General features: G+C 61.7%; 22 protein-coding genes. 11 read left to right on the top strand and 11 right to left on the bottom strand.

Going from position 1 to position 25,828, the window contains the following annotated elements; translation table 11 throughout:
- Positions 1-261: 261 nt before the first annotated feature.
- Positions 262-1,143, bottom strand: a complete 882-nt coding sequence (locus G3O01_RS06195) for an EamA family transporter (protein WP_205803637.1) — start codon at positions 1,141-1,143, stop codon at positions 262-264.
- A gap of 169 nt (positions 1,144-1,312) precedes the next feature.
- Between G3O01_RS06195 and G3O01_RS06190 the strand changes: the two genes are divergently transcribed.
- A complete protein-coding gene (locus G3O01_RS06190; protein ID WP_205803636.1) occupies positions 1,313-2,194 on the top strand; it encodes a pirin family protein in 882 nt (293 codons plus the stop codon).
- 120 nt (positions 2,195-2,314) lie between these two features.
- Positions 2,315-3,163, top strand: a complete 849-nt coding sequence (gene trxA / locus G3O01_RS06185; RefSeq protein ID WP_205803635.1) for a thioredoxin — start codon at positions 2,315-2,317, stop codon at positions 3,161-3,163.
- 80 nt (positions 3,164-3,243) lie between these two features.
- Here the strand turns inward: trxA and tcdA are convergent, their stop codons facing one another.
- Complete coding sequence (tcdA, locus tag G3O01_RS06180) at positions 3,244-4,107, bottom strand: tRNA cyclic N6-threonylcarbamoyladenosine(37) synthase TcdA (RefSeq protein WP_205803634.1); 864 nt, start codon at positions 4,105-4,107, stop codon at positions 3,244-3,246.
- A gap of 210 nt (positions 4,108-4,317) precedes the next feature.
- Between tcdA and pdxH the strand changes: the two genes are divergently transcribed.
- The 3 genes from pdxH (at position 4,318) to G3O01_RS06165 (ending at position 7,583) form a co-directional block, all read left to right on the top strand.
- Complete coding sequence (gene pdxH / locus G3O01_RS06175; protein ID WP_205803633.1) at positions 4,318-4,956, top strand: pyridoxamine 5'-phosphate oxidase; 639 nt, start codon at positions 4,318-4,320, stop codon at positions 4,954-4,956.
- Positions 4,957-5,132: 176 nt separating this feature from the next.
- Positions 5,133-6,347 carry a cyclopropane-fatty-acyl-phospholipid synthase family protein gene (locus tag G3O01_RS06170; RefSeq protein ID WP_205803632.1) on the top strand — a complete coding sequence of 405 codons (1,215 nt, stop codon included), beginning with the start codon at positions 5,133-5,135 and terminating at the stop codon, positions 6,345-6,347.
- Between the two features lie 102 nt (positions 6,348-6,449).
- Positions 6,450-7,583: a DUF72 domain-containing protein gene (locus G3O01_RS06165; RefSeq protein WP_205803722.1), complete on the top strand. Its 1,134-nt coding sequence runs from the start codon at positions 6,450-6,452 to the stop codon at positions 7,581-7,583.
- Between the two features lie 53 nt (positions 7,584-7,636).
- Here G3O01_RS06165 and msrA read toward each other — a convergent pair whose 3' ends face one another.
- Complete coding sequence (gene msrA / locus G3O01_RS06160) at positions 7,637-8,188, bottom strand: peptide-methionine (S)-S-oxide reductase MsrA (protein ID WP_205803631.1); 552 nt, start codon at positions 8,186-8,188, stop codon at positions 7,637-7,639.
- Between the two features lie 309 nt (positions 8,189-8,497).
- On the opposite strand from msrA, the gene G3O01_RS06155 reads away from it, so the two are divergent.
- Complete coding sequence (locus G3O01_RS06155) at positions 8,498-9,010, top strand: flavin reductase family protein (RefSeq protein WP_205803721.1); 513 nt, start codon at positions 8,498-8,500, stop codon at positions 9,008-9,010.
- A 780-nt stretch (positions 9,011-9,790) separates the two neighbouring features.
- Here the strand turns inward: G3O01_RS06155 and G3O01_RS06150 are convergent.
- Positions 9,791-10,300, bottom strand: a complete 510-nt coding sequence (locus tag G3O01_RS06150; protein ID WP_205803630.1) for an Lrp/AsnC family transcriptional regulator — start codon at positions 10,298-10,300, stop codon at positions 9,791-9,793.
- A 132-nt stretch (positions 10,301-10,432) separates the two neighbouring features.
- Here G3O01_RS06150 and kynB point away from each other — a divergent pair, with 132 nt between their 5' ends.
- From kynB to kynA, 3 genes are read left to right on the top strand one after another with little or no spacing between them, the layout of a single operon-like run.
- Complete coding sequence (gene kynB, locus G3O01_RS06145; RefSeq protein WP_205803629.1) at positions 10,433-11,065, top strand: arylformamidase; 633 nt, start codon at positions 10,433-10,435, stop codon at positions 11,063-11,065.
- A gap of 51 nt (positions 11,066-11,116) precedes the next feature.
- Positions 11,117-12,367 carry a kynureninase gene (gene kynU, locus G3O01_RS06140; protein WP_205803628.1) on the top strand — a complete coding sequence of 417 codons (1,251 nt, stop codon included), beginning with the start codon at positions 11,117-11,119 and terminating at the stop codon, positions 12,365-12,367.
- A 10-nt stretch (positions 12,368-12,377) separates the two neighbouring features.
- Positions 12,378-13,289: a tryptophan 2,3-dioxygenase gene (gene kynA / locus G3O01_RS06135; protein WP_205803627.1), complete on the top strand. Its 912-nt coding sequence runs from the start codon at positions 12,378-12,380 to the stop codon at positions 13,287-13,289.
- A 745-nt stretch (positions 13,290-14,034) separates the two neighbouring features.
- Here kynA and G3O01_RS06130 read toward each other — a convergent pair.
- From G3O01_RS06130 to G3O01_RS06100, 7 genes are all read right to left on the bottom strand, one after another.
- Positions 14,035-14,772, bottom strand: a complete 738-nt coding sequence (locus tag G3O01_RS06130; RefSeq protein ID WP_205803626.1) for an SDR family oxidoreductase — start codon at positions 14,770-14,772, stop codon at positions 14,035-14,037.
- A complete protein-coding gene (locus tag G3O01_RS06125) occupies positions 14,769-16,313 on the bottom strand; it encodes an FGGY-family carbohydrate kinase (RefSeq protein WP_205803625.1) in 1,545 nt (514 codons plus the stop codon). Before G3O01_RS06125 ends, G3O01_RS06130 begins: the two co-directional genes overlap by 4 nt.
- A gap of 51 nt (positions 16,314-16,364) precedes the next feature.
- Entirely contained in the window at positions 16,365-17,456 is a 1,092-nt protein-coding gene (locus tag G3O01_RS06120; protein ID WP_205803624.1) for an alcohol dehydrogenase catalytic domain-containing protein, read from the bottom strand.
- A 52-nt stretch (positions 17,457-17,508) separates the two neighbouring features.
- Entirely contained in the window at positions 17,509-18,510 is a 1,002-nt protein-coding gene (locus G3O01_RS06115; protein ID WP_205803623.1) for an ABC transporter permease, read from the bottom strand.
- A complete protein-coding gene (locus G3O01_RS06110) occupies positions 18,497-20,032 on the bottom strand; it encodes a sugar ABC transporter ATP-binding protein (RefSeq protein ID WP_205803622.1) in 1,536 nt (511 codons plus the stop codon). Before G3O01_RS06110 ends, G3O01_RS06115 begins: the two co-directional genes overlap by 14 nt.
- Positions 20,033-20,097: 65 nt before the next feature.
- A complete protein-coding gene (locus G3O01_RS06105; RefSeq protein WP_205803621.1) occupies positions 20,098-21,045 on the bottom strand; it encodes an ABC transporter substrate-binding protein in 948 nt (315 codons plus the stop codon).
- A gap of 99 nt (positions 21,046-21,144) precedes the next feature.
- Positions 21,145-22,167, bottom strand: coding sequence for an AraC family transcriptional regulator (locus G3O01_RS06100; protein ID WP_205803620.1), 1,023 nt, complete (start codon positions 22,165-22,167; stop codon positions 21,145-21,147).
- Between the two features lie 553 nt (positions 22,168-22,720).
- On the opposite strand from G3O01_RS06100, the gene dalD reads away from it, so the two are divergent.
- Positions 22,721-24,130: a D-arabinitol 4-dehydrogenase gene (gene dalD, locus G3O01_RS06095; RefSeq protein ID WP_205803619.1), complete on the top strand. Its 1,410-nt coding sequence runs from the start codon at positions 22,721-22,723 to the stop codon at positions 24,128-24,130.
- Between the two features lie 173 nt (positions 24,131-24,303).
- Positions 24,304-25,788, top strand: coding sequence for a xylulokinase (xylB, locus tag G3O01_RS06090; protein WP_205803618.1), 1,485 nt, complete (start codon positions 24,304-24,306; stop codon positions 25,786-25,788).
- The last annotated feature ends 40 nt before the right edge of the window (positions 25,789-25,828 follow it).

Raw genomic sequence — 25,828 nt, 5'->3', positions numbered from 1 at the left:
CGGGTGAGGCACTCAATAAGAGCGCTGGCAACGGGCATTAAAAGGCAGGACGCCGTGTGAAGCGGAAGACCCGTAGGGGGCCCTCAGGCAGAGACAAGAACTGGCGGTGTTCAGCGGCTTTCTTTTGCCTACTTTTCTTTGCCGCGGCAAAGAAAAGTAGGTGCTGCCCCGCACAGGGGCAACGCTAATAAACCAATAACATCACGCGGATGCCAGCGCAAAGCCATGCATACCAATCAGCGTCGCAGACAAAAACCACCATCACCTCGCGAGAGAGAACCTCTCCACCACCCACGCACCAAAAACATTAACAACAAGCCCAACCATAACGAGCGCAGCGCCAGCAATCTGCACCGCAGACAAAGACTCGCCCAAAAAAACCGAAGCAGAAGCAAGCCCAACAATCGGCACGAGCAAGGAAAACGGCGCAACCTGCCCCGCGGGATACCGCGACAACAACCTGCTCCACAACCCATACCCAACCAGCGTAGCAACAAACGCCAGATAAACGATCGCGAACACGGAAGTCGCACCAATCCCGGTCAGCGCCGCCTCTATCCGCTGCGGCCCTTCGAACACATACGACAAAACAAAAAACGGCACAGGCGGAATCAGACTGCCCCACACGACGAGCCCAACCAGATCGACCTTGCCGACCTTCTTCGTGACGATATTGCCAAGCGCCCACATCACGGCCGCGCACAGCGTGAGAATGAACCCGGCAAGCGTCATCGCAGCCCCGCCCTGCATGCCGATCACAGCAAGTCCGATAGCAGCAATCACAAGACCCAGCACGTTTTGCGCACGAAAGCGTTCATGCAGAAACAGCGCCGCAAAGCCCAGCGTAAAGAAAGCCTGCGCCTGCAGTACCAATGAAGCCAGCCCCGCCGGCATGCCGACATACATCGCGGAAAAAAGAAACGCGAACTGCCCAAGCGAGATGGTCGCGCCATAAGCAATCAGCCAGCGCCACGGCATCTGCGGCCGCTTGATGAAGAACACAGCGGGAAACGCCGCCAGCATGAAGCGCAATGCACCCAGCAGCATCGGCGGCACGCCATGCAGGCCAACCTTGATCACGACAAAGTTCACACCCCACGCAACCACGACGACCAGCGCCAGCAGCAGGTCTTTCGGTGACATCTGCACTCCGTTGATTTATTGGTATCCGAGCAGGAGAGTGTAGCGGAGTGGCAGCATACGCATCGCCCGCCTTGCATCGCGCAAGTCTTTCCATCTCCCGCGCCTTCAGACGCATGCAACCGGGCCGGGCAGTAGAATGACCTGTCCTGTCCCCACAACCGAGCCCGTCATGTCCTCATCGATCAAAGCGGTTCTCAAGCCCCACGTCCGCGATATCGGCAACCTGGCCGTGCGGCGCGTGTTGCCCGCAATGGCCGCGCGTCTCGTCGGCCCGTTCATCTTTTTCGATCACATGGGCCCCGCTACGCTGCCCGCCGGTATCGGGCTCGACGTGCGCCCGCATCCGCATATCGGCCTCGCCACCGTCACCTATCTGTTCGAAGGCGCGATCATGCATCGCGACAGCCTCGGCTCGGAACAGAAAATCGTCCCCGGCGACGTCAACTGGATGACTGCCGGCCGCGGCATCGTTCACTCGGAACGCACGCCGGAACCCGAGCGCACCAACGGCTCGACGGTGCACGGCATCCAGACGTGGGTCGCGCTGCCGCTCGCCGACGAGGACACCGAGCCCTCGTTCGAACATCACGCGGGCGCGACGCTGCCGGAGATCGAACGCAACGGCGTCACGCTGCGCATCATCGCGGGCACGTCGTTCGGCAAGACATCGCCGGCTCGCACGTACTCGGGCACGCTCTATGCAGCCGCGCATTTTGCGCCGGGCAGCGTACTCGCGCTCGAACCGGAGCATGAAGAGCGCGGCGTGTACCTCGTCGACGGAGATCTGTCGATCGATGGCGAGCCGCTCGAAGTCGCGCAGATGGCCGTGCTGACGCCGGGCGAAACCGTCACGCTCGCCAGCGGGCAAGGCGCAACCGTGATGCTGCTCGGCGGAGAGAAACTCGACGGCGAGCGCTTCATCGAATGGAATTTCGTCGCGAGTTCGCGCGAGAAGATCGAGGCCGCGAAACTCGCTTGGACCAATCAGGAAATGGGCAAAGTGCCCGGCGAAACCGAATGGATCCCGCTGCCCGAGCGCAAGCCGCGCTAGACTGGCGGGCATCCGCGGGGAGCGGCGCAGCGACGGGCCCGGACATCGGCTGAAGCCCGCGTTGAAATCACGCACGCCGCCCCCATATAACTCGCGTACCGATCCAAGGAAGAGACAGCAATGGACACCACTCTCGCCACTTTCGAAAAGGACGTCATCAGCGCATCGATGCTCACGCCCGTACTCGTCGACTTCTGGGCGCCGTGGTGCGGACCGTGCAAGACGCTCGGCCCGATGCTCGAAAAGCTCGAAGCCGAGTACGAAGGCAAATGGCGCCTCGTGAAGGTGAACGTCGACGAAAACCAGGAACTGGCCGCGCACTTCCAGGTGCGCAGCATTCCGCATGTCGTCGCATTCGCGGACGGGCGGCCCGTCGATCAGTTCATCGGCGTGCTGCCGGAAGGCCAGTTGCGCCAGTTCCTCGACCGCCTCGTGCCGGACGGCGCGGAAGCGTCGCGCGCGGAAGCTGCGATGGCGATCGCCGAAGGCCGTCGCGAAGATGCGTATAACGCGCTGAAGGCCGCGCTCGCCTACGATCCCGGCTTCGACGAAGCACGCCTCGATCTGATGGAACTGCTGCTCGAAGACAACCGCATCGAGGAAGCGCAGAACGAAAACGATCTGCTGTCGCCGAAAACGACGCAGGGCATCGACGCACGCTACAACGCGATCAAGACGCGGCTCGATGCCGTCGACGCCGCCGCCGAGCTGCCGCCCACGGATGCACTCGAAGCGCGCGTCGCCGGCAACCCGGAGGATCTCGAAGCACGCTTCGATCTGGCAAGCGCGCTGATCGCACGGCGCAAATACGATCCGGCGCTCGAGCATCTGCTCGCGATCGTGCAGCTTGACCGCACGTTCCGCGAAGATATCGGCCGCAAGACGATGCTGTCCGTGTTCGATCTCGCCGCGCATCAGCCGGAACTCGTGGCGAAATGGCGCCGCAAGCTGAGCGCGGCGTTGAACTGAGCGCTATCGTTCGATAATCGTTCGACCATAAAAAACGCGGCCATGTGCCGCGTTTTTTTATCTGATGCACAAGCCGGCTATCAGCCCGCGCTCTTCGCCAACGCCCGCAACACATGCGACACGGCCGCAAAACCGAAGCTCGCCGTTACACACACACTCGACCCAAAGCCCGCGCAGTTCAAACCCACGGGACCATGATGACCCGGCGACGTGGTGACGTGCTCGGCTTCCTCGTCAATATCGCAAACAGCGGCTTCCGGATAGATCAGCGGCTCGTCCGAATACACCGCGCTCACCTTGAACTTCGCTTTCGGCCCGCGCGGAAAGCCATGTTGCTTGCGCAACTGGCCACGCACTTTCGACAGCAGCGGGTCCTGAATGGTCTGAGCAAGATCGTCGATGCGGATACGCGTCGGATCGAGTTGCCCGCCCGCGCCGCCAACGGTGATCAGCGGCTGCTTGTGCTCCACGCACCACGCGATCAGCGCCGTCTTCGTACGCACGCTGTCGATCGCATCGATCACGTAATCGAAATGACCGCCGCCCAGAACCTTGTCGAAGTTATCCGGCTCGATGAAATCTTCGATCACGCGCACGTCGCACTGCGGATCGATCAGCCTGATGCGTTCGGCCATCGCGTCGACTTTCGGCTTGCCGTAGTTGCCGTCGAGCGCGTGGATCTGCCGGTTCGTATTGCTTTCGGCGACGTTGTCGAGATCGATCAGCGTGATTCGCCCGATTGCCGTGCGCGCCAGTGCTTCCGCCGCCCACGAACCGACGCCGCCAATGCCGATCACCGCGACGTGCGCGCGCTCGAAGCGCTCCAGAGCGGGAGCGCCGTAAAGACGGGCAACGCCGCCGAAGCGCCGGGCGCGGTCGGCGGCTTCATGCGCGCCAGGGTCAGTAGTAATATCGGAATGCTCGGTAACGAGAGGCGTGGACATGATGGGTAGCTTCACTGATTCGGACTGCAGCATCGCGATATCCTGCGGACATCTGCATGCTTTCAAGCCCGTATTTTGCCTGATCGCGCGGGCAAGCGCCCGCCGCGCGCAGTACGCGTAATCTGATCTGCGTCGCCGGAATGTCCTGCTTCAACACGTGGATTTTCGACCTTCGCTATACTGGCCCCACTGTAGCGCTTGCATAAAAACATGAGCACTCTTGCCGACCTCCGCAAAAACTATTCGCTCGGTTCACTGGATATCGCCGACGCCGACCCGAACCCGTTCCGTCAATTCGACGTGTGGTTCAAGCAGGCCATCGACGCACAACTCCCCGAACCGAACACGATGACGCTTGCGACGGTCGACGCGCGCGGCCGGCCTTCGGCGCGCATCGTGCTGATCAAGGGTGTCGACGAGCGAGGCTTCATGTTCTTCACGAACTACGAAAGCCGCAAAGGCCAGGAGCTCGCGCAGAACCCACACGCAAGCCTGCTCTTCTACTGGATCGAACTCGAGCGCCAGGTGCGCATCGAGGGCAGCGTCGTCAAGACGAGCGACGCGGAGAGCGATGCCTACTTCGCCTCGCGTCCCGTCGGCTCACGCATCGGCGCATGGGCGTCGGAGCAGAGCAAGGTGATTGAAAGCCGTGCCGCTTTGGAAGCGCGAGAACGTGAATTCAGCGCACAATACGGAGAAAATCCGCCCCGGCCTCCGCATTGGGGCGGCTATCGCCTGATCCCAGACGCAATCGAATTCTGGCAAGGACGGCCCTCCCGTCTGCACGACCGGCTGCTCTATACGCGCAGCGGCAGCGCCGACTGGACCATCGCCCGTCTCTCGCCCTGACACAAGTACACGCCGACGCGCAGTTCGTCCTGCTTCACATTGCATGACGCGTTGCGCGGTTGGCAGGATCGCATGCGCGCGGCTGGACCTCCGCACGCGCGGCCTATGGCGGCTCGCGCACGGCGCACTGCGGTTTGACAGGCTTTGCTTTGATTCATTGGACACGGAGAAATCACATGTTCTGGGAGAAGAAGCTGGCGCAGTGGGTAGAAGAAGTAAAAGCAAAGGCCAATATTCCAGCGCGCCTCGTGCTGTGGGATGGCCAGCAACATGACTTCGGCACGTTCGCGGCGCCGGCAGTCACGTTGAAAGTGAACAGCGCGTCCGCGCTGCCCCTCCTGCTCGAACCGAGCCTCGACAATCTCGGCGAGGCGTACGTGAAGGGCAAGATCGACATCGAAGGCAAGCTGTCCGACATCATCAACATCAGCTACTCGCTGGCGCGTAGCACGGTGACAAACGCGAGCAAGCTCGCGCGGGTGCGGCGCTACTTCAATCACTCGAAGTCATCGGACAAAAAGGCGGTCCAGTATCACTACGACGTCTCGAACGAGTTCTACAAGCTGTGGCTCGACGAGAACATGGTGTACTCGTGCGCGTACTTCGAGAACGGCGACGAAGACCTCGCCACCGCGCAGATCAAGAAGATCGACCACATTCTCACGAAAATCCAGGTCCAGCCGGGCCAGCGTCTGCTCGATATCGGCTGCGGCTGGGGCGCGCTGGTGCTGCGCGCGGCGCAGAAGTTCGGCGCGAAGTGCGTGGGCGTGACGCTGTCGCAGAACCAGTTCGATCTCGCGACGCGGCGCGTCAAGGACGCGGGTCTCGAAGGCCAGATCGAAATCCGGCTGCAGGATTATCGCGATGTCCAGGGCCAGTTCGACCGCATCACGAGCGTCGGCATGTTCGAGCACGTGGGCCGCAAGAATCTGCCCGGCTACTTCCAGAAGATCCATGATTTGCTGACCGACGACGGCATCGCGATGAATCACGGCATCACGTCGACGGATTACGACAGCGGCGAAACGGCGCTTGGCGGCGGCGAGTTCATCGACCGATACGTGTTCCCTGACGGCGAACTGCCGCACATCGGCCTCGCGCTCGAATCGATGCAGCGCGGCGGGCTCGAAGCTTTCGATGTCGAAAGCCTGCGCCGTCACTATGCGCGCACGCTCGACATCTGGGCCGACAACTTCGAGGCCAAAGCCGAAATAGCGAAACAGCTCGTCGACGACGAGAAATTCCGCATCTGGCGCGTGTACCTCGCCGGCTGCGCGTACGCGTTCGAGAACGACGACGTGTCGATCTATCAGGTGGTTTGCCGCAAGGCCGGCCGCAGCGCGACGACGCTGCCGTGGTCGCGCCGCTTCATGTACGAGAAGGCGCTGTAAAATCGCGAGCGGGATTCCGCTTCGGGCTGGCGCTCGCGTGAGCGCCGACGCGAAGCGGACGTGATTCATCAGCGTCGGCGCACGCTCTCTCGTAACGGTTCGATGGAAGAAGAAGCAGACGGCTCCGTGCAGTTCGACATGTTCGGCAATCCCGTCGATTCCTCGCCCGCTGCTTCGCCCCCCGCAACGCCCGTAACGGCCGCCGCGTCTTCTGAGACGCCGCCGAAAAAGCGCCGCACCCGCGACGTCCTCGCCGCGCCGCCCTCCAACGATATCCTCCAGCTCGCGGGCCAGTTGCCGCCGCAAGTGCATCTCGGCACGTCCACATGGTCGTTTCCGGGCTGGAAAGGCATCGTCTACGGCGACGACTACAGCAACAGCAAGCTCTCGCGCGAAGGTCTGACCGCCTATGGCGCGCATCCGCTGCTGCGCACGGTGAGCATCGACCGTTCGTTCTACCAGCCGCTCACGCTCACCGAGTATCTGCGTTACGCGCAGCAGGTGCCCGACCATTTTCGCTTCATCGTGAAGGCGCCCGCGCTCGTCACCGATGCAACCGTGCGCGCCGAACGCGGCGAACCGGTGTCGGAAAACCCGTGTTTTCTGAACGCGCAGCTGGCGATCGACGAATTCGTGCGGCCGTGCATCGACGGGCTTGGGGCGAAAGCCGGCGCGCTCGTGTTCCAGTTTTCGCCGCTGCCCAACGAGATGCTCGCGCGGCCGGCGCTGTTCGTCGACCGGTTGACGGCGTTTCTGTCAGCGCTGCCGCCGCTCGAAGGCGACACCTGTTACGCCGTCGAAATCCGCGATGCTTCGCTGCTGACGCCGCGCCTGATCCGCGCGCTGAAGGCGACGGGCGTGCGCTATTGCGTCGGCATTCATGCACGGATGCCCGATCCGTCGCGCCAGGCCGCTGCGCTCGCGATGCTGGACGAAGCGCCGTGCGGACCGCTGATCGTGCGCTGGAGCCTGCACGGCGGCTTCAAGTACGAGCAGGCGAAGGCGAAGTACGAACCGTTCGACAAGCTCGTCGATGAAGACCCGGACACCCGCAAGGCGCTCGCCGAACTCGCCGCGCGCTACGCGATTGCCGGCCAGCCGGTGCTGATCGCCGCCAACAACAAGGCCGAAGGCTCGGCGCCGCTGACCTGCGTGAAGCTCGCGGCGCAGATCGCGGCCGCGTGCGAGCGGCTGCGCGGCGCGCCGTCAAAAGAAAACGCGGCGCAAGCCGTTTAAGGCCTGCGCCGCGCTGGCGCTTGCTACATCAGCACGCGAGGATCATAAAGCGCTCACGCGCCCGCCTTGATCCGGTGCGCAAACTTCTGCCGGAACTTCGCCACCTTCGGCGCGACGACGAACGCGCAATAGCCCTGATCCGGATGCTGCGCGAAGTAGTTCTGGTGATACGCCTCGGCAGGGAAATAGTTGCCGTCGAGCGGCAGCACCTGCGTGACGATCTGGCCGTCATAAATGCCTTCGGCCTGGATCTGGCGGATGGCCTGCAGCGCCGTTTCGCGCTGCGCGTCCGAGTGCGTGAAAATCACCGACCGGTATTGCGTGCCGACATCGTTGCCCTGACGGTTAAGCTGCGTCGGATCGTGGATCGCGAAGAAAATATCGAGGACCTCGCGGTAGCTGATGCGCGCCGGATCGAATTCGACCTTGACGACTTCCGCGTGGCCCGTGTCGCCGTCGCACACCTGCTCGTACGACGGATTGTCGACCTGCCCGCCTGCGTACCCCGATTCCACCGCCGTCACTCCATCGACGCCCAGAAACACTGCTTCCAGACACCAGAAACACCCGCCGCCCAGCGTGGCGGTCTCGACTGACTGACTCATGCTCGCTCCTTGATCTGGCTCGCCGCGCCGCCCTTCCCGGCAGACGCGCGGACTCGCCGCAGTCACTATGAACACCGATGCTTCACCGCATCCGACCGGCGCAATACTCCGCCATTTTCGGGATTCATGCAGCCTGCACGCACCAACCGTACCATGCTGCTGCCCTTGCCCAGCCGCGTGCTCGCGCCAAGGCCTCTGCGATTGCAGTTAAAATTGGGACAATTCGCCGAATTTCTACATGACCTTCGAACCGATTTTTTCCATCTGGTCGCTTCATCAAGCGGTCCGTACGCCGGAATGCCTCTGCCGATGAAGCCCGCCAACCCGCCCAATTTCGACAATGGCGCTTTTCGCCGCGCGCTCAGCCAGTTCGCGACGGGCGTCACCGTCATTACGACACGCGCGCCGTCGGGCGCGTTGATCGGGATCACAGCCAGTTCATTCAATTCCGTCTCGCTGACACCGCCGCTCGTGCTGTGGAGTCTCGCGACGCGGTCAGCGTCGATGCCCGTGTTCCGCTCGAACAGTCATTATGTCGTCAATGTGCTGGCTTCGTCGCAGCTCGATCTTTGCAAACGCTTTGCTACCGTCAAGGGTGACCGGTTTGAAGGTGTGTCGCATGCTGCGGGCGATACGGGGATGCCTGTGCTGGATGGCGCGCTCGCCTGGTTCGAGTGCCATAACCGTAGCCGGTACGATGAAGGTGACCACGTTATTTTTGTTGGTGAAGTGGAGCGGTGTGGCGTGCATGAGCAGTTTGGAGAGGTTGAACCGCTCGTGTTTCAGAATGGGGATTTTCATGGGTTGAAGCGGATCGGGTGAGGCGGCTCGATTTGGTTTTGGTTTTGGTTTTGGTTTTGGTTAGTTTTGGTTTTGCGCTGGCATCCGCGATATGACTTACCCCTTCACGCGTCGCCCCTGTGCGGGGCGGCACCTACTTTTCTTTGCCGCGGCAAAGAAAAGTAGGCAAAAGAAAGCCGCTGAACACCGCTAATTCTTGTCCCCGCCTGAGGGCCCCCAACGGGTCCTCCGCTTCAAACGGCAATCTGCCATTCGTTGCCCGTTGCCAGCGCCTTGAAACGACGCCTCACCCGTTTCACGCTCCCACGCCGTCACATGCGCAATCACATCGCACACGTTCTATAGCGGCAAACTGTGTGTCGGCTATCGCGACGTATGCGCTTCACTCCGGACTAAAAAACACGATCGGTGTCGTAGGAGCGCTGAGGTGTGAAGCACTGCGACCTACACACGGTTTGCCACCTGGGCGGCCGTCATCATTCGCTGCCGCTGGCTGCGCTACGGGTGATTGAAGTGGGTGAGGCGCCCAGCCGAAGTGCTGGCAACGGGCATTGAATGGCGGAACGCCGTGTGAAGTGGAGGACCCGTTGGGGGCCCTCAGGCGGAGGTCAAGAACGGGCGGTGTTAGCCCGCTTTCTTTGCTTACTTTCTTTGCGGCGGCAAAGAAAGTAAGTGCCGCCCCGCACAGGGGCAACGCCTGAAGCACCGATAACAAAACGCGGATGCCAGCGAAAACAAAAGCAAACCAAACCCAGCGTCGCAAGACAAACCAAAACCAAAACCAAAACCAAAACCAAACCCTCACCCCGGCGGCGCCTGCACCACTTTAGACCCCGTCACCAGCGCCACAGGCACACCAGAATCTTCTTTCAGCGTCTGCAGGACGATATTAGAGCGGATATCCATCACCCCAGGCGCCTTATAAAGCCGCCCGAGCACAAAATCCGAATAATGCTTGAGATTGTGAGCCAGCACGCGCAGCAGATAATGAGTCTCACCTGTGACGACAAACGCGCCGACCACCTCCGGCCAGTCGCGTAGCGCTTCGGCAAACCGCTCGTGCCAGTTCTCCTGGTCGTTGCGCATCGACACCTGCACGAACGCTTCCAGTTCAAAACCCAGCACTTCGCGGTTCAGACACGCGCGATAACGCTCGATCACGCCCTGCTCTTCGAGCAGCCGCAACCGGCGCAGGCAGGCGGACGGCGAAAGCGAGATGCGCTCCGCCAGATCCAGGTTGCTGATTCGTCCTTCGTGCTGCAGCACCGTCAAGATACGGCAATCGGTGGCGTCCAGTGAGATCGCGTTCATTTTCGGTCTCCCTTTCCCGTTTGCCTCAAATTATGTTCCAAAGGCGACGAAATAAACAGTTTTTTTAGCAAGCACATTTCGTCTGTTGCCGCCTATCATCGTTAGATAGCTGCCAGACAACGCCAGGGAGACATGGACACACTTTGGGACATCACGCCCGCCGTCGACACGGCGACGCCCGTCTGGCCGGGCGATACGCCCGTCGGCATCGAGCGCGTATGGAGAATGGAGGCGGGTTCGCCCGTCAACGTCGCGCGGCTGACGATCTCGCCGCACACCGGCGCGCACACCGATGCGCCGCTCCACTACGACGCCGACGGCGCCGCAATCGGCCAGGTGCCGCTCGACGTCTATCTGGGCCGCTGCCGCGTGATCCACTGCATCGGCGCGAGCCCGCTGGTGATGCCGGAGCATGTCGCGGCATCGCTCGACGGCGTGCCGCCGCGCGTGCTGCTGCGCACCTACCGCACCGCGCCCGTGACGGCGTGGGACAGCGAATTCTGCGCAGTGTCCCCCGACACCGTCGATCTGCTCGCCGCGCACGGCGTGAAGCTGATCGGCATCGATACGCCGTCGCTCGATCCGCAGGAGTCGAAGACGATGGACGCGCATCACCGTATCCGCGCGCACCGCATGGCGATTCTCGAAGGCATCGTGCTCGATGCCGTCGCGCCCGGCGACTACGAGCTGATCGCGTTGCCGCTCAGGCTCACGACGCTCGACGCCAGCCCCGTGCGCGCCGTGCTCCGCGCGCTGCCCGAATAACCGCAAGCAGCAACATTCCGCCTGAACGCTCTTTCGACTGAACGAACCATCATGAATCAACGTGAAGAAGCCCTCGCACTCGACGCCGCCGACCCGCTCGCGCCGCTGCGCAACCAGTTCGCGCTCGCGCCGGACGTCATCTATCTGGACGGCAACTCGCTCGGCGTGCCGCCCGCGGCCGCTGCGCAGCGCGCACAGACCGTCATCGGCGCCGAATGGGGCGAAGGGCTGATCCGCAGCTGGAATACGGCCGGCTGGTTCTCGCTGCCGCGGCGTCTCGGCAACAAGCTCGCGACGCTGATCGGCGCGGCGCACAACGAAGTCGTCGTCACCGATACGATCTCGATCAATCTCTTCAAGGTGCTGTCGGCTGCGCTGCGCATGCAGGACAAACGCGACCCGAAGCGGCGCGTGATCGTGTCGGAGCGCTCGAATTTCCCGACCGATCTCTACATCGCGCAAGGCCTGATCAGGCAGCTGGATCGCGGCTATGAACTGCGTCTCGTCGACGATCCGTCCGAACTGCCCGCCGCGCTCACCGACGATGTCGCCGTCGCAATGATCACGCACGTCAACTACCGCACGGGCTACATGCACGACATGGCCGCCGTGACGAAGCTGATTCACGACAACGGCGCGCTCGCGCTGTGGGATCTCGCGCACTCGGCGGGCGCCGTGCCTGTCGATCTGAACGGCGTCGGCGCGGACTGTGCCGTGGGTTGCACGTACAAGTATCTGAATGGCGGTCCGGGTTCGCCTGCGTTCGCGTGGGTGCCGCATCGTCATCAAAGCGACTTCGAGCAGCCGCTGTCGGGCTGGTGGGGACATCGCGCGCCGTTCGCAATGGATCCGACCTACGCTGCCGACGATGGTATCGGCCGCTTTTTGTGCGGCACGCAGCCGATGGTGTCGATGTCGCTGGTCGAATGCGGGCTCGACGTATTCCTGCAAACGGAGATGCAGACGATCCGCAAAAAGTCACTTGCGTTGACGGACCTGTTTATCGAACTGGTCGAAACGCGCTGCAAGGAATATCCGCTGACGCTCGTCACGCCGCGCGAGCACGGGCAACGCGGCTCGCATGCGAGCTTCGAGCATCCGCATGGTTATGAAGTGATGCAGGCGCTGATCGCGCGCGGCGTGATTGGCGATTATCGCGAGCCGCATGTGTTGCGCTTTGGCTTTACGCCGCTGTACACGCGTTTCGTCGATGTGTGGGATGCCGTCGAGCATCTGCGCCACGTGCTCGCGCACGAAACCTGGCGTGCGCCTGAATTTGCCGCACGCGGCGCCGTGACCTGAGGAGCACGCGATGACCGATCATATGAAGATGATGGAAGACAAGCCCGCGCAGGGTTGCCCGTTCGGGCATGGCAGCGCGTCGCATATGGCTGCTGATAACGCAGAAGGCTGGCACAACGCGCAGCTCGATTTCTCGAAGTCGATGAGCTATGGCGACTATCTGTCGCTTGGATCGATCCTGCATGCGCAGCATCCTTTGTCGCCGGATCACAACGAGATGCTGTTCATCATTCAGCATCAGACGAGTGAATTGTGGATGAAGCTCGCGCTGTATGAATTGCGCGCGGCGCTGGCTGCGGTGCATCGCGATGAATTGCCGCCGGCGTTCAAGATGCTGGCGCGGGTGTCGCGAATACTCGAGCAGCTCGTGCAGGCGTGGAATGTGTTGTCGACGATGACGCCATCTGAGTACACGTCTATGCGGCCTTCGCTGGGGAGTTCTTCGGGGTTTCAGTCTTATCAGTATCGTGAGCTGGAGTTCTTGCTTGGAAACAAGAATGAACAGATGCTCAAGCCGCATGCGCATGATCCTGAGGTTTTTGCCGAAGTGCGGGCGGCACTCGAGGCGCCTTCTTTTTATGACGAAGTGGTTCGGTTGCTGGCACGGCGTGGGTTTGAAATTAGCGCTTCACGTTTGCAACGGGACTGGACTCAGCCCACGCAGCACGATGCTTCAGTTGAAGCCGCCTGGCTGGAGGTTTATCGGAATCCTTCACAGCATTGGGAACTGTATGAGATGGCCGAAGAGCTTGTGGATCTCGAAGATGCCTTTCGGCAGTGGCGGTTTCGGCATGTGACCACCGTTGAGAGAATTATTGGGTTCAAGCAAGGTACAGGTGGGACCGCTGGTGCGCCTTATCTGCGCAAGATGCTGGATGTGGTTTTGTTTCCTGAGCTTTGGCATGTCAGGACTTTGTTGTAGTTTTTTTGCGCGTAGCGCGTGGATGGGGTTGTTGTCTTGCGACGCTGGTTAGGGTTGCTTGTGTTTTCGCTGGCATCCGCGATTTGCCTTCGTGCTTCAGGCGTTGCCCCTGTGCGGGGCGGCACTTACTTTCTTTGCCGCCGCAAAGAAAGTAAGCAAAGAAAGCGGGCTAACACCGCCAGCACCTGTCCCTGCCTGAGGGCCCCCAACGGGTCCTCTCCTTCACACGGCAACTTGCGCACCCACGTCCGTTGCCAACGCTTCGGCTAAGCGCTCACCCACTTCAATCACCCGTAGCGCAGCCAGCGGCAGCGATTGGTTACGGCCGCCCAGGTGGCAAACTGTGTGTAGGTCGCAGTGCTTCACACCTCAGCGCTCCTACGACACCGATCGTGTTTTTTAGTCCGGAGTGAAGCCCATACGCCGCGATAGCAGACACACAGTTTGCCGCTATAGAACGTGTGCGATGTGGTTGCGCATGTAACGACGCGGGAGCGTGAAGCGGGTGAGGCGTCCATTCAAAGCGCTGGCAACGAGCATCGAATAGCAGCTTGCCGTGTGAAGCGGAGGACCCGTTGGGGGCCCTCAGGCGGGAGCAAGAACTGGCGGTGTTCAGCGGCTTTCTTTTGCCTACTTTTCTTTGCCGCGGCAAAGAAAAGTAGGTGCCGCCCCGCACAGGGGCAACGCGTGAAGCAGGCAAAACAAATCGCGGATGCCAGCAAAAGCCCCCAAAAAAACCAAACCATCACCTTGCGGTATAACCGCCATCGATCGGCAAGGTAACACCAGAAATCATCCCCGCAGCATCGCTGAGCAAAAACAGAATCGGCTCAGCCACTTCCCTTGGTTCAGCGAACCGCTTAAGCGGAATAGCCTGCAACGCGGGATCACGTTTTGAAGGCTCGCTCCACGCCTTCACCGCCATCGGCGTCAACGTAACAGTCGGATTAACACTATTCACACGAATCCCATACCCGCCCAACTCAACACACAAAACCCGCGTAATAGCATCCATCGCCGCTTTGGACGCGCAGTAACTCAAATGATCATCGAGCCCAACAAGCGCCGCCTGGCTAGAAACATTAACAATACTGCCCGCACGCTTCGCATTGATCATCGCCCGCGCGATATGTCGCGCAACCAGTGCCGCGCCGCGCGCATTCACATTCATCACGTTATCGAAGCTAGCAGCCGTCGTATCGACCGCGCGCTCAAGCACCGTCGTCCCAGCACAATTCACAAGACCGTCGAACACATCAAGCGGCGCAAGTGCCTCATCAATCGCCGCCTCGTCACCGACATCGAGCACAAGAGGCTCGCAGCCCGTCTCTTCTGCAAGACGAGCCAGTTCGCCCACATTGCGCGCCGCCGCCACGACCTGCGCGCCGCTAGCGCAGAGCATTTCCACCGTCACGCGGCCAATGCCACTCGATGCGCCAGTCACCAGCACGGAGCGGCCGGAAAAATCGAAGGTTGTCTTCATTTCGCTTGCAACCGATGCATAACCGGCTTCAATGCCGGATACAGGTCCGTATAAATGCCGAAGCGCTCCGCGTACACCGCCTGCCGCGCAGCGTCCGGTTTCGCGCGCTCGACCAGCGTGACCCAGCCGCCGCGCGCGGCTTCCTGAGAGATCAGCTTCGTGCCATACGCGGCGAGCAATGCCGCGCCCATTGCCGCTTCGACGTCCTGCTCGATCGTGTAGACGGGGAAGCCCGTAATGTCCGCGATGATCGACATCCACAGGTCCGAATGCGCAGCGCCGCCCACCACGATCAGTTTGTCGTCGAGCGATTTCGCGCCCTTGCGTCCCGCGACGATGTTGTGCTGCAACGCGTACGCCACGCCTTCCAGCACCGCGCGATACAGATGCGCACGCGTGTGATACAGGTTCAACCCCACGAACGCGCCGCTCGCCTTCGCATCCCACACGGGGCTGCGCTCGCCCATCAGATACGGCAGGAACATCACGCCGTCCGAACCGGCGGGAATCTGGGCAGCATCTTCTTCGAGCAGTTTGTGCGGATCGCCATCCTTGATCGCTTTCGCGGCCTCGATCTCGGCATGACAAAACTGCTCGCGATACCACGTCACCGACGCGCCCGCCGTGATCGCGCCGCCGAACACATAGATGTCCTGCTGCCCGTTGAACACATGCGGCATGCTGATCAAACCATGATGCGCATCGACGCTCTGGTTGATATAGCCCCAGCACATGCTCGTGCCGATCATCGCGACATGCTGGCCCGCGCGCGTGACGCCCGCCGCATACGTCGCCATCGCCGCATCGACGCCGCCCGCGACGATCGCCGTGCCCGCGTCGAGTCCAAGCTGCTCCGTCCATTGCGACAGCAGTCCGCCCACCACGTCGGATGATTCGACCAGATGCTCCGGCATCATCGTGGCGGGAATGCCGAGCATGTCGAGCGATTCATCGGACCAGTCGCGTTTTGCAATGTCGTACACGCCGCCGATGTTGCCCGCCGAGCTGTGATCGACGGCGACTTCGCCCGTCAGCAGATAGATCACGTATGCGTTCGGCGGCAGGAAGTAGCGCGTGTTCGCCCATACGTTCGGCTCGTTGTCGCGCAGCCACAGCATCTTCGTATAGCCGTAGTAGCTGTCGACGCCATTGCCCGTGATCGCATACAACCGTTCGAGATCGACGTTCGCCCGCACCCATTCGACCTGCGCCGTCGCGCGCCGGTCCATCCAGATCAGACACGGATACAGCGGCTTCATGTCGTTATCGACGGGAATGCCCGAGCCGCCGTACAGACTGCTCACGCACACAGACTTGATCGCACTCGACGAGACGCCCGCTTCGCGCGCCTTCGCCACGCAACGCGAGATGCATTCGATCACCGCCTTCATCCACACGGTCGGCCACTGTTCGGCCCACAAGGGCTTCGGTGTGTCCGGGTGATAGCCGCTCGAATGCTGCGCGACGATTGCGCCGTTCTGGTCGACGAGCACGGCTTTCGTGCTCTGCGTCCCGATATCGACGCCGATGACGTAGTTCATAGTGTCTCCGTGTGCGCGTCTCGTACGACGCGCACTGTTCATTTTTTCAGGCTACCTGGCGGGCTTCATCAGCACCTTGATCGAATCGAGCGAATTCGCGACCTTGATCGCGTCGTCCCATTCTTCGAGCGAGAAGCCATGCGTGACGATGCCCTTCGACGTAACGAGCCCGCGCGCCAGCAGATCGATTGCAACCGGATAACAGTAAGGGCCGAGATGCGCGCCGCGCACATCGAGTTCCTTGCGGTCGCCGATGATCGACCAGTCCATTGTAGTCTCCGCGCCGAACACCGAAAACTCGACAAAACGCCCGAGCTTGCGAATCAGGTCCATGCCCTGATTTACACCAGCGGGCACGCCCGTCGTTTCGATGTACACATCGCAGCCGTAGTTGTCCGTCAGCGACTTGATGATCGCGAGCGCATCGTCCTTCTTCGGGTTGATCGTCACGTCCGCGCCGTATTCGCGCGCGAGTTCGAGGCGCTCATCGACGAGATCGATCACGACCAGTTTCTTCGGCGTTTTCAGATGCGCAACCTGCGTCATCATCAGGCCAAGCGGGCCAGCGCCTGCGATCACGACGACATCGTCGAGTTGAATGTCGCCGCGATTGACCGTGTGAATCGCACATGCGAGCGGTTCGATAATGGCTGCGTCTTCCAGCGAGATGCCATCGGGAATCTTGTGAACGATGGCCGTCGGCGGAATGCGCATGTATTCGGCCATGCCGCCGTCCGCGACTTCGCGCTGGAAGCCGAAGATGTTGTGCACCTCACACATCCAGTACTGGCCGGATTTGCAGTAGCGGCATTTGCCGCACGGCACGATCTGTTCGGCGATCACGCGGTCGCCTTTCATCACGCCAAAATGGTCGGCCGCGCCTTCGCCGACTTCTTCGACATAGCCGAAGAATTCATGGCCCGGAATCACAGGCGCTTTCACCCAAGGGCTCGGACCGCCCCAGAACATCTTCGCGCCGGAATGGCACTTGCAGTCGCTGGCGCAGATGCCGCACGCGGCGATCTGAATCACGAGTTCATGCGCGCGCGCCTGCGGCTTCGTTACTCGTTCGACGCGATAGTCTTCCGGCGCGTGACACACGATCGCCGTCATGCTTTTGCTGTTGTTGTCCTGAGTGGTCATTGCATTGCCCTGCCCAAAGAAGTCAAAGAAGAGACCAAAGAAAGTCGAGGTGTTATTTCTTGCGGTCGCGGCTGATATAGATCGCGAGCAGGATGATTCCGCCCTTGATCACGTTCTGCACATACGGATTCACGCCGACCATGTTGAGACCGTTGTTCAGCACGCCGAGCAGCAGCGCACCGATCAACGTGCCGATAATCGACCCGCGTCCGCCCGATATCGACGTGCCGCCCATCACCACGGCCGCAATCGCATCGAGTTCGAAGCCGACGCCGGCATTCGGCTGGCCGCTCATCAGACGCGACGTGAGCACGATGGCCGCGAACGACGACGTCAAACCCGCGAGCGTGTAGACGATCAGCTTGACGCGCGCGACGCGCACGCCGGACAGACGCGTTGCCTGCTCGTTGCCGCCGATCGCATACACGTAGCGGCCAAACGGCATGCGTTCGAGCAGCAGCCACGCGATCACATAGATCACGAGCATGATCAGCACGGGCGCCTGCACGCCGAGCACCTTGCCGCTGCCAAAGAAGCTGACCCAGTCGGGCAAGCCGTCGATCGGATAACCGCCCGTGTAGATCAGCGCAAGGCCGCGCGCGATGCCCATCGTCGCGAGCGTGACGATGATGGGCGGCATGCCGGCGAACGCGACGAAGAAGCCATTCGCGAAGCCGAAGCCAAGGCCGACGGCTATGCCGATCACGATTGCCGCAACGCCATTCAGCCCCGCCACCATCAACCCTGCGGAAAGCGTCCCTGACAGCGCCATCACCGAGCCGACCGACAGATCGATACCGCCCGTCAGGATCACAGCCGTCATGCCGACGGCGATAATCGCGTTGATCGATACCTGGCGCAGCACGTTTTCCAGATTCGCCGCGGAAAGAAAGCTGTCGCTCGCGAACACCATGACGATGCACACGACCAGCAAACCGATGAACGGATAGAACAAGGTAGAACGTTTGATGCTCGCCCAGTTCAGGCGAAACGGCGCGCCCGGCGTATCGGATGCGACTGTCGATGTCTTGGGAGAAGTATTAGGCGTGTTCATGCTGTGTTGCTCCACGAGTTGCAGCCGATGCACCAGCCGTTGCATACGTCATCACGGCATTCGATTCGATCTGGTCGCCTTCGAGAATCGCTTCGATGCGTCCCTGCCGGAACACGGCAACGCGATCGCACATGCCGACGATCTCCGGCAATTCCGACGAAATCATGATGATCGAGTAGCCGCGCGCAGTGAGTTCGCGCATCAGCAGATAGATTTCCGCCTTTGCGCCGACGTCGATGCCGCGCGTCGGTTCATCGAAGATGAGGATGTTGGTGTGATGGTTCAGCCAGCGCGCGATCACCACTTTCTGCTGGTTGCCGCCTGAGAGCGTCGCGACTTCCGTGTGCATCGTCGGTGCCTTTACGCCGACGCGCTTCATGATGTCGGCCGTCGCTTTCGCTTCGCTGCGGTGATCGATAAAGAAACGGCCCGTGCGGTACTTGCCGAGGTTGTTGATCGAAATGTTCTGCTTGATCGAGAACGACGTGATCAGCCCTTCCGTCTTGCGGCTTTCCGGAAGAATGCCGATGCCGGACTTCAATGCATCGGCGGGATCGGACAGATTCGCTGCCGCGCCGTTGATGCGAATGTCCTTCACGTGTGCGGCATCCGCGCCGATCACCGCGAGCGCCGTTTCCGTGCGGCCCGAACCGACCAGTCCCGCGAAACCGAGAATCTCGCCTTCGCGCAATGTGAAGCTGTTAGTCGGGCCGTCCTTGTGAAGCTGCAATGCGTTCACTTCGAGCACGGCCTTTGCATCGGCGGGCAAGGTCGGCTTCGGCGGAAAGCTGTTTTCGATCTTGCGCCCCACCATCATTTCGACGAGCCGGCTCACGTCCGTCTTCGCGACATCCGTCATGCCGACATACTGGCCGTCGCGCAGCACGGTAATGCGGTCGCACACTTCGAAAATCTCTTCGAGGTGATGCGAGATGAAAATCATCGCGACGCCTTGCTGCTTCAGATCGCGCATGATCGTGAACAGATGCTCGGCTTCCGCGGGCGTCAGTGTCGCGGTCGGTTCGTCGAGAATCAGAATGCGTGCATTCAGCGACAACGCCTTGCCGATTTCGACGAACTGCTGCTGCGCCACCGACAACTCACGGATCGGCACTGAAGGATCGATCGCCACGCCGAGCCGCCCGAAAATCTCCGCCGCGGCGCGCCGCATCTTCGCGCGATCGAGCATGCCGAGCCGATTGCGCAACTCGCGTCCGAGGAAGATGTTCTCGACGGCGTTCAGATACGGAATCAGGCTGAACTCCTGAAACACGATGCCAACGCCCGCCGCCACCGCGTCGTGATAGTTCGTGAAGTGCCGCGCTTCGCCGTCGATCACGATCGTGCCGTCGTCGGGCTGATAGATACCGCACAGGATCTTCATCAGCGTCGATTTGCCCGCGCCGTTCTCGCCGAGCAGCGCATGAATCTCACCGCGCGCGATCTCGAGATGAATGCCCTGCAAGGCCTTCACGCCGGGAAAGCTCTTCGTGATGTTGTCGAGTTTGAGGATCGTGTCCATCGCGTTTCCTTTGCCATGCAGTGACGCGTTGCCATGCCCGCGTCACTGCGTGCGCAATATGTCGCTTACCAGCTGAAGCCCTTCGCGTTGTCCTTGTCGACCAGTTTCACGTCGACAGGAATCGTCTTCGGCACATTGGCGCCCCACTTCTTCGCGAGCGCCACGCCGATCGCGAGACGAATCTGGTCGCGCGGGAATTGCGCGGACGTTTCGATGAACTTCGAGTTCGGCTTCTGGATCGCCGTGATCGCTTCCGGCGCACCGTCGACGCTCGTCAGCTTGATGTCCTTGCCCGACGATTCGATCGCGGACAACGCACCCATCGAGCCGCCGTCGTTCACGCTGAAGATGCCCTTCAGGTTCGGATGCGCCTGGATCATGTTCTCGGTGACGGACAGCGCAGTGGCACGTTCCTGCTTGCCGTTCTGCGTATCGACGATCTTCACGTTCGGGAACTTCGCGAGCGCCGCCTTGCAGCCGCGCACGCGTTCGAGAATCGGCACGACGGGAATGCCGTCGAGAATCGCCACTTCGCCGCTGCCGCCGATGGCCTTCGCAAGGTACTCGCACGACATCTGGCCCGCATCGAAATTCTTCGAGCCGACGAAAGAATCGACGGGACCGGTTGCGTTCGCGTCCACCGCGACGACGACCGCGCCAGCCTTCTTCGCCGACGCCACAGCCGACTGGATGCCCGTCGAATCGGTCGGATTCACCAGCAGGATGTCGATCTTCTTCTGCAGCATGTCTTCGACATCGCTGACCTGCTTGCTCACGTCGTGGTGCGCATCGGTGACGACGACGGTCGCGCCGATCGATGCGGCCGCATCGTTCAAGGCCTTTTGCATCGTCACGAAGTACGGGTTGTTCAGTTCCTGGAAGGTCATGCCGATCTTCAGCGGTGCTGCTTCGGCGGCGGGCGCGAACAGCGGCGCGCCGAGCATCACGGCGGCAAATGTCAGCGTGGCGCGCAGGCGCAAGGTGCGCGACGTGAGTGAAGTGTTGTGCGTCATGGCTTGTCTCCGTTTATGAGGATGAGTGCGTCCCTCGCGCTGTTGCGAGCGCGATCGAACGGTGAAACGTGGAGCGACTGGAAAGCTAGAGGATGTGCCTCAGGTCGTCGCGAGCGGCGAACCGTGAGGCGGATACGCCGCGGGCGCGGCGCGCGGCTGGCCGTGCGTGTGACCTCGCGTCTGCACGGCCGGCACGATCGAAGGCGCGTTGGCGATGCCTTTGCCGAGCGCCGCCGCGGCTTCCGAGGCGACGCGGCTCGCGTCGTTCAGTTGCTGGAAGCGGCGAAACTTCGACGGAGCCATGCCTTTCGCGGTGAGAAACTGCCGGTTGAAGTTCGACAGATTGTTGAAGCCGACCTTGTAGCAGATGTCGGTGACACTCAGTTCGTCGTCCATCAGCAGCTGGCAGGCGAGATTGATGCGCATGCGGTTCACGTACTGCACGAACGTCTGACCCGTATGACGGCGGAAGTAGCGCGAGAACGCGCTCACGCTCTGACCCGCGAGCTGCGCGAGATCGGATTCGCGCAACTCGGACGACAGGTTCTTGCCGATATACGACAGCACGTGGTTGATGCGCGTCGACGCATAACTGGTCGGATCGATCTGATACGCGGGGCTGGCGAGCAGTTCGCGGTCGCTCGCGTTCAGCAGGATTTCCATCATCGACAGAAACAGCACGATGCGGCGCAGGCCGCGCGCGTCGAGCAGTTCCATGAAAAGCGGTGTGATCAATGCGCTCGTCTGCGGACCGAACGACACGCCGCGTCGCGAATCGGCAAGCAGCGCTTCGAGCGTGCGCCATTCCGGAAAACTCTCCGTGCAATGCGCAACGAAGTCCTGCGGGAACTGCACGACGAGATTGCGCTGCGCGATCGTCACGCCTTCGGGCACTTCGCTGACCCAGTTGTGCGGCAGGTTCGGCCCCATCAGCACGAGATTGCCCGGCGCAAAGCTGCCGATGTAATCGCCGACGAACATCTTGCCCGTCGTCGCGACAATCAGATGGATTTCGAATTCAGGGTGAAAGTGCCAGCGCACCGTGCGGTACGGAAAGCCGTGGTACCACGCCTTGAACGACTCGTCGCGGCGCACGCTGACCAGTTCGAGATCGGGTTGCACGTCGGTCTCCTGAAGCGGCGGCTCAGACAGACGACCGTGCGCGCTGCGCACAGTCGGCGCGACGCACGTGTCGATGCGTATGCAACGAAGTGAACGGCGTGACGATGCTTTTCATCTGTCTTCCTCCTGTGTCTTCGTCCACTCGCGGCCCGATGGCTCGCCGCGTGGACCTGCTCAGTTGCTCTTGTTGTGTGTACCGAAAGTTAGACCCATGGCGCAATCGCGGCCACTAGAAATGAGACCGCCGACCGATACTTTTTTGCATTCGGGTTAGTCCTGGCCTCTGCGCTGTCAAATTTGATGCAATGCAACAGTCATAACTCGCCCGGCTGGACGGCGCTCCGTGCAACTCGCATAGGTTGGAAAAGCCCGTCCCACCGCGCTGCGCCACGAAAAAGCTGTCTTCTCCGCCTTGACTTTCGATCTGTCGAATACGATCATTAGTTCACATGCAGAGCAAATGCTCCAAAATGCTTCGAATGTCGGCGAGACAACTTCTAGACTTATCTCAAGGAACGCACGCGAAAAGACCGTGCGCAAACAGGAGACACATATGAACAGCGACCCAGGCAGCGGCGCAGACAAACAGATCATTCTGCATATCGGCGCAGGCTCGTTCCACCGCGCGCATCAGGCGTGGTATCTGCACCGGCTCAACGAGGCCCGCAAGCCGGGCGATCCGCACTGGTCTCTCACCGTCGGCAATATCCGCAGCGATATGAACGCGGTCGCCGAAGCGCTTGCCGCGCAGAACGGCGTCTACACGCTCGAAACCGTCACGCCGCAAGGCGAGCGCGCGTACGAAACCATTCGCTCGATCGAACGCGTGGTGCCGTGGTCGGCCAATCTCGATGCGCTCATTGAAGCGGGCGCTGATCCCGCCTGCAAGATCATCGCGTTCACCGTGACGGAAGGCGGCTATTACCTCGACGAGCACGACAAGCTCGACACGGCCAACCCCGATCTCGCCGCCGATCTGACCGGCGCGCGCACCACCATTTACGGCGCGCTGGCCGCGATTCTCGAAGCACGCATGCAGCGTAATTCGGGCCCTGTCACGCTGCAGACCTGCGACAACCTGCGCAGCAACGGCGACCGCTTCCGCGCGGGCATGACGCAGTTCCTGGACAAGCGTGGCGCGAGCGAGTTGCGCAAATGGTTCGATGCGAACACCGCGTGCCCGAACTCGATGGTCGATCGCATCACGCCGCGCCCCACGCCCGACGTGCGCGAGCGCGTGAAGGCCGCGACCGGTTTCGACGACGCGTGTCCGGTGATGGGCGAATCGTTCATCCAGTGGGTGATCGAGGATCATTTCATCGCGGGACGTCCTGCGTGGGAGACCGTCGGCGCGGAGATGGTCGAATCGGTGCTGCCGTACGAAGAGGCGAAGATCCGCATTCTCAACGCGACGCACAGCTGCATCGCGTGGGCGGGCACGCTGGCCGGCCTGACGTATATCCACGAAGGCACGCACGACGCCGAGATCCGCCAGTTCGCGTACGACTACGTGACGCAGGACGTGATTCCGTGCCTCACACCAAGCCCGCTCGATCTTGCGAAGTATCGCGATGTCGTGCTCGAACGCTTCGGCAATCCGTATATCCAGGACACGAATCAGCGCGTCGCCGCCGATGGTTTCTCGAAGATTCCCGGCTTTATCGCGCCGACGCTGTCCGAGTGCTTCGCGCGCAAGGTCGAGCCGAATGCGACGGCCGTGCTGCCCGCGCTGTTCTTCCGCTTTCTGGACGTCTGGCAGCAAGGCAAGCTGCCGTACACGTATCAGGATGGCGTGATGGACGAAGGTGTCGCGCGCGGCTTCTTCAGCGCGGCCGACCCGGTGCAGGCGTTCTGCGCAGACAAGCTGCTGTGGGGCAGCATGGCGGGCACGGCTTCGCTCGAACAGGTCGTGCGCTCGGCCATCGTGGTTCTCAACGAGTGGTACGAGAAGCGCAACGGCTAGGCACGAAGGCCAACGCCTTTTCAACGAGGCCGCGCATGGCGACGAACCACGCGCGGCCTTTTCCCTTGAACGCCGCATTCGATGCGAGCCTTGCGTCAGGTCTTTTGCGCATGGCATCGCACGCGGCATGCGGCTAAAGTAGCGCATCTCCTACCGGTGAAGGTTTCGCGCCCATGTATCTCGGCATCGACCTCGGCACGTCCGAAGTAAAAGTTCTGCTGCTCGCGTCCGATGGGCGCGTGGTCGGCACGGCAGGTTCTCCGTTCACGGTTTCGCGGCCGCATCAGCGCTGGTCGGAACAGAATCCGTCCGACTGGTGGGAAGGCACGCGCACGGCGCTGTTCGCGTTGCGCGCACGCTTTCCGGAACAGTTCGCGCAGATTCGCGGCATCGGCCTGTCGGGACAGATGCACGGCGCCGTGCTGCTGGACAAGGACGACCGCGTGCTGCGTCCCGCGATTTTGTGGAACGACATGCGCTCGGTCGACGAATGCGAGGAGTTGTATCGCCGCGCGCCGGACCTGCACAAGATCGCCGGCAATCTGGCGATGCCCGGCTTCACCGCGCCGAAACTGCTGTGGGTCGCGCGTCACGAGCCGGAGATTTTCCGGCAGACCGCCTGCGTGCTGCTGCCGAAGGATTACTTGCGCCTGCAACTGACGGGCGACAAGGTCTCCGATCCGTCGGACGCCGCCGGCACGCTGTGGCTCGACGTCGCGCAGCGCGACTGGTCCGACACGCTGCTCGCCGCCTGCGATCTGAACCGCTCGCACATGCCGCGTCTTGCCGAAGGCAGCGCGCCGTCGGGCATGCTCAAGCCGGAACTCGCGCGCGAACTCGGTTTGCGCGAACCCGTCGTCGTTGCGGCGGGTGGCGGCGACAACGCGACGAGCGCCATCGGTATCGGCGCGACGCAACCGGGCGACGGCTTCGTGTCGCTTGGCACGTCGGGCGTGCTGTGCGTGATCGGCAACAGCTTCCGGCCGAACCCGGAATCGGCGGTGCATGCGTTCTGTCACGCGATTCCGGACCGCTGGCATCAGATGAGCGTGGTGCTGTCGGCTGCAAGCTGTCTGCGTTGGGTCTGCAAGCTCACGTCCACCGACGAACCCACACTGCTCGCCGAAGTCGAGAAGCTGTCCGACGAAACGCTCGTCACCGCGCCGCTATTCCTGCCGTATCTGTCGGGCGAACGTACGCCGCACAACGATCCGTATTCGCAGGGCGTGTTCTTCGGCATGACGCACGCAACCGATCGCGCGCTGCTCGGTTATGCCGTGCTCGAAGGCGTGACGCTCGCGCTGACGGACGGACTGGACGCGTTGCGCGCGGCAGGCACGGAAGTGAGCGCACTGTCGCTGCTGGGTGGCGGCGCACGCAGCGATTACTGGGCGCAACTGCTCGCCGATTCGCTGAACACGACTACGCGCAAGCATGGCGGCGGCGAGACGGGCGCGGCGCTCGGTGCAGCGCGTCTGGGCTGGCTCGCAGCGGGCGGCGATCCGGCGACGGTGCTGACCAAGCCGCCCGTCGAAAAGGAATTCACGCCGAACGCGCAGCGTCATGCCGTGCTGCGCGAACGGCTCGCGAGTTATCGCGCGTTGTACCGGCACGTGAAGCCGATGTTCGCGCCCAGGCGCGACGCGAACGCAGCCTGAACGCCGGAACAACCGTGCAGACTGCGATGAATGTCCACGG

This window comes from Burkholderia sp. Ac-20365 (assembly GCF_017104715.1).
Taxonomy (GTDB): Bacteria; Pseudomonadota; Gammaproteobacteria; order Burkholderiales; family Burkholderiaceae; genus Paraburkholderia.
The sequence above is the reverse complement of the archived record's forward strand: the minus strand, read 5'-3'. Positions and strand labels throughout refer to the sequence as shown.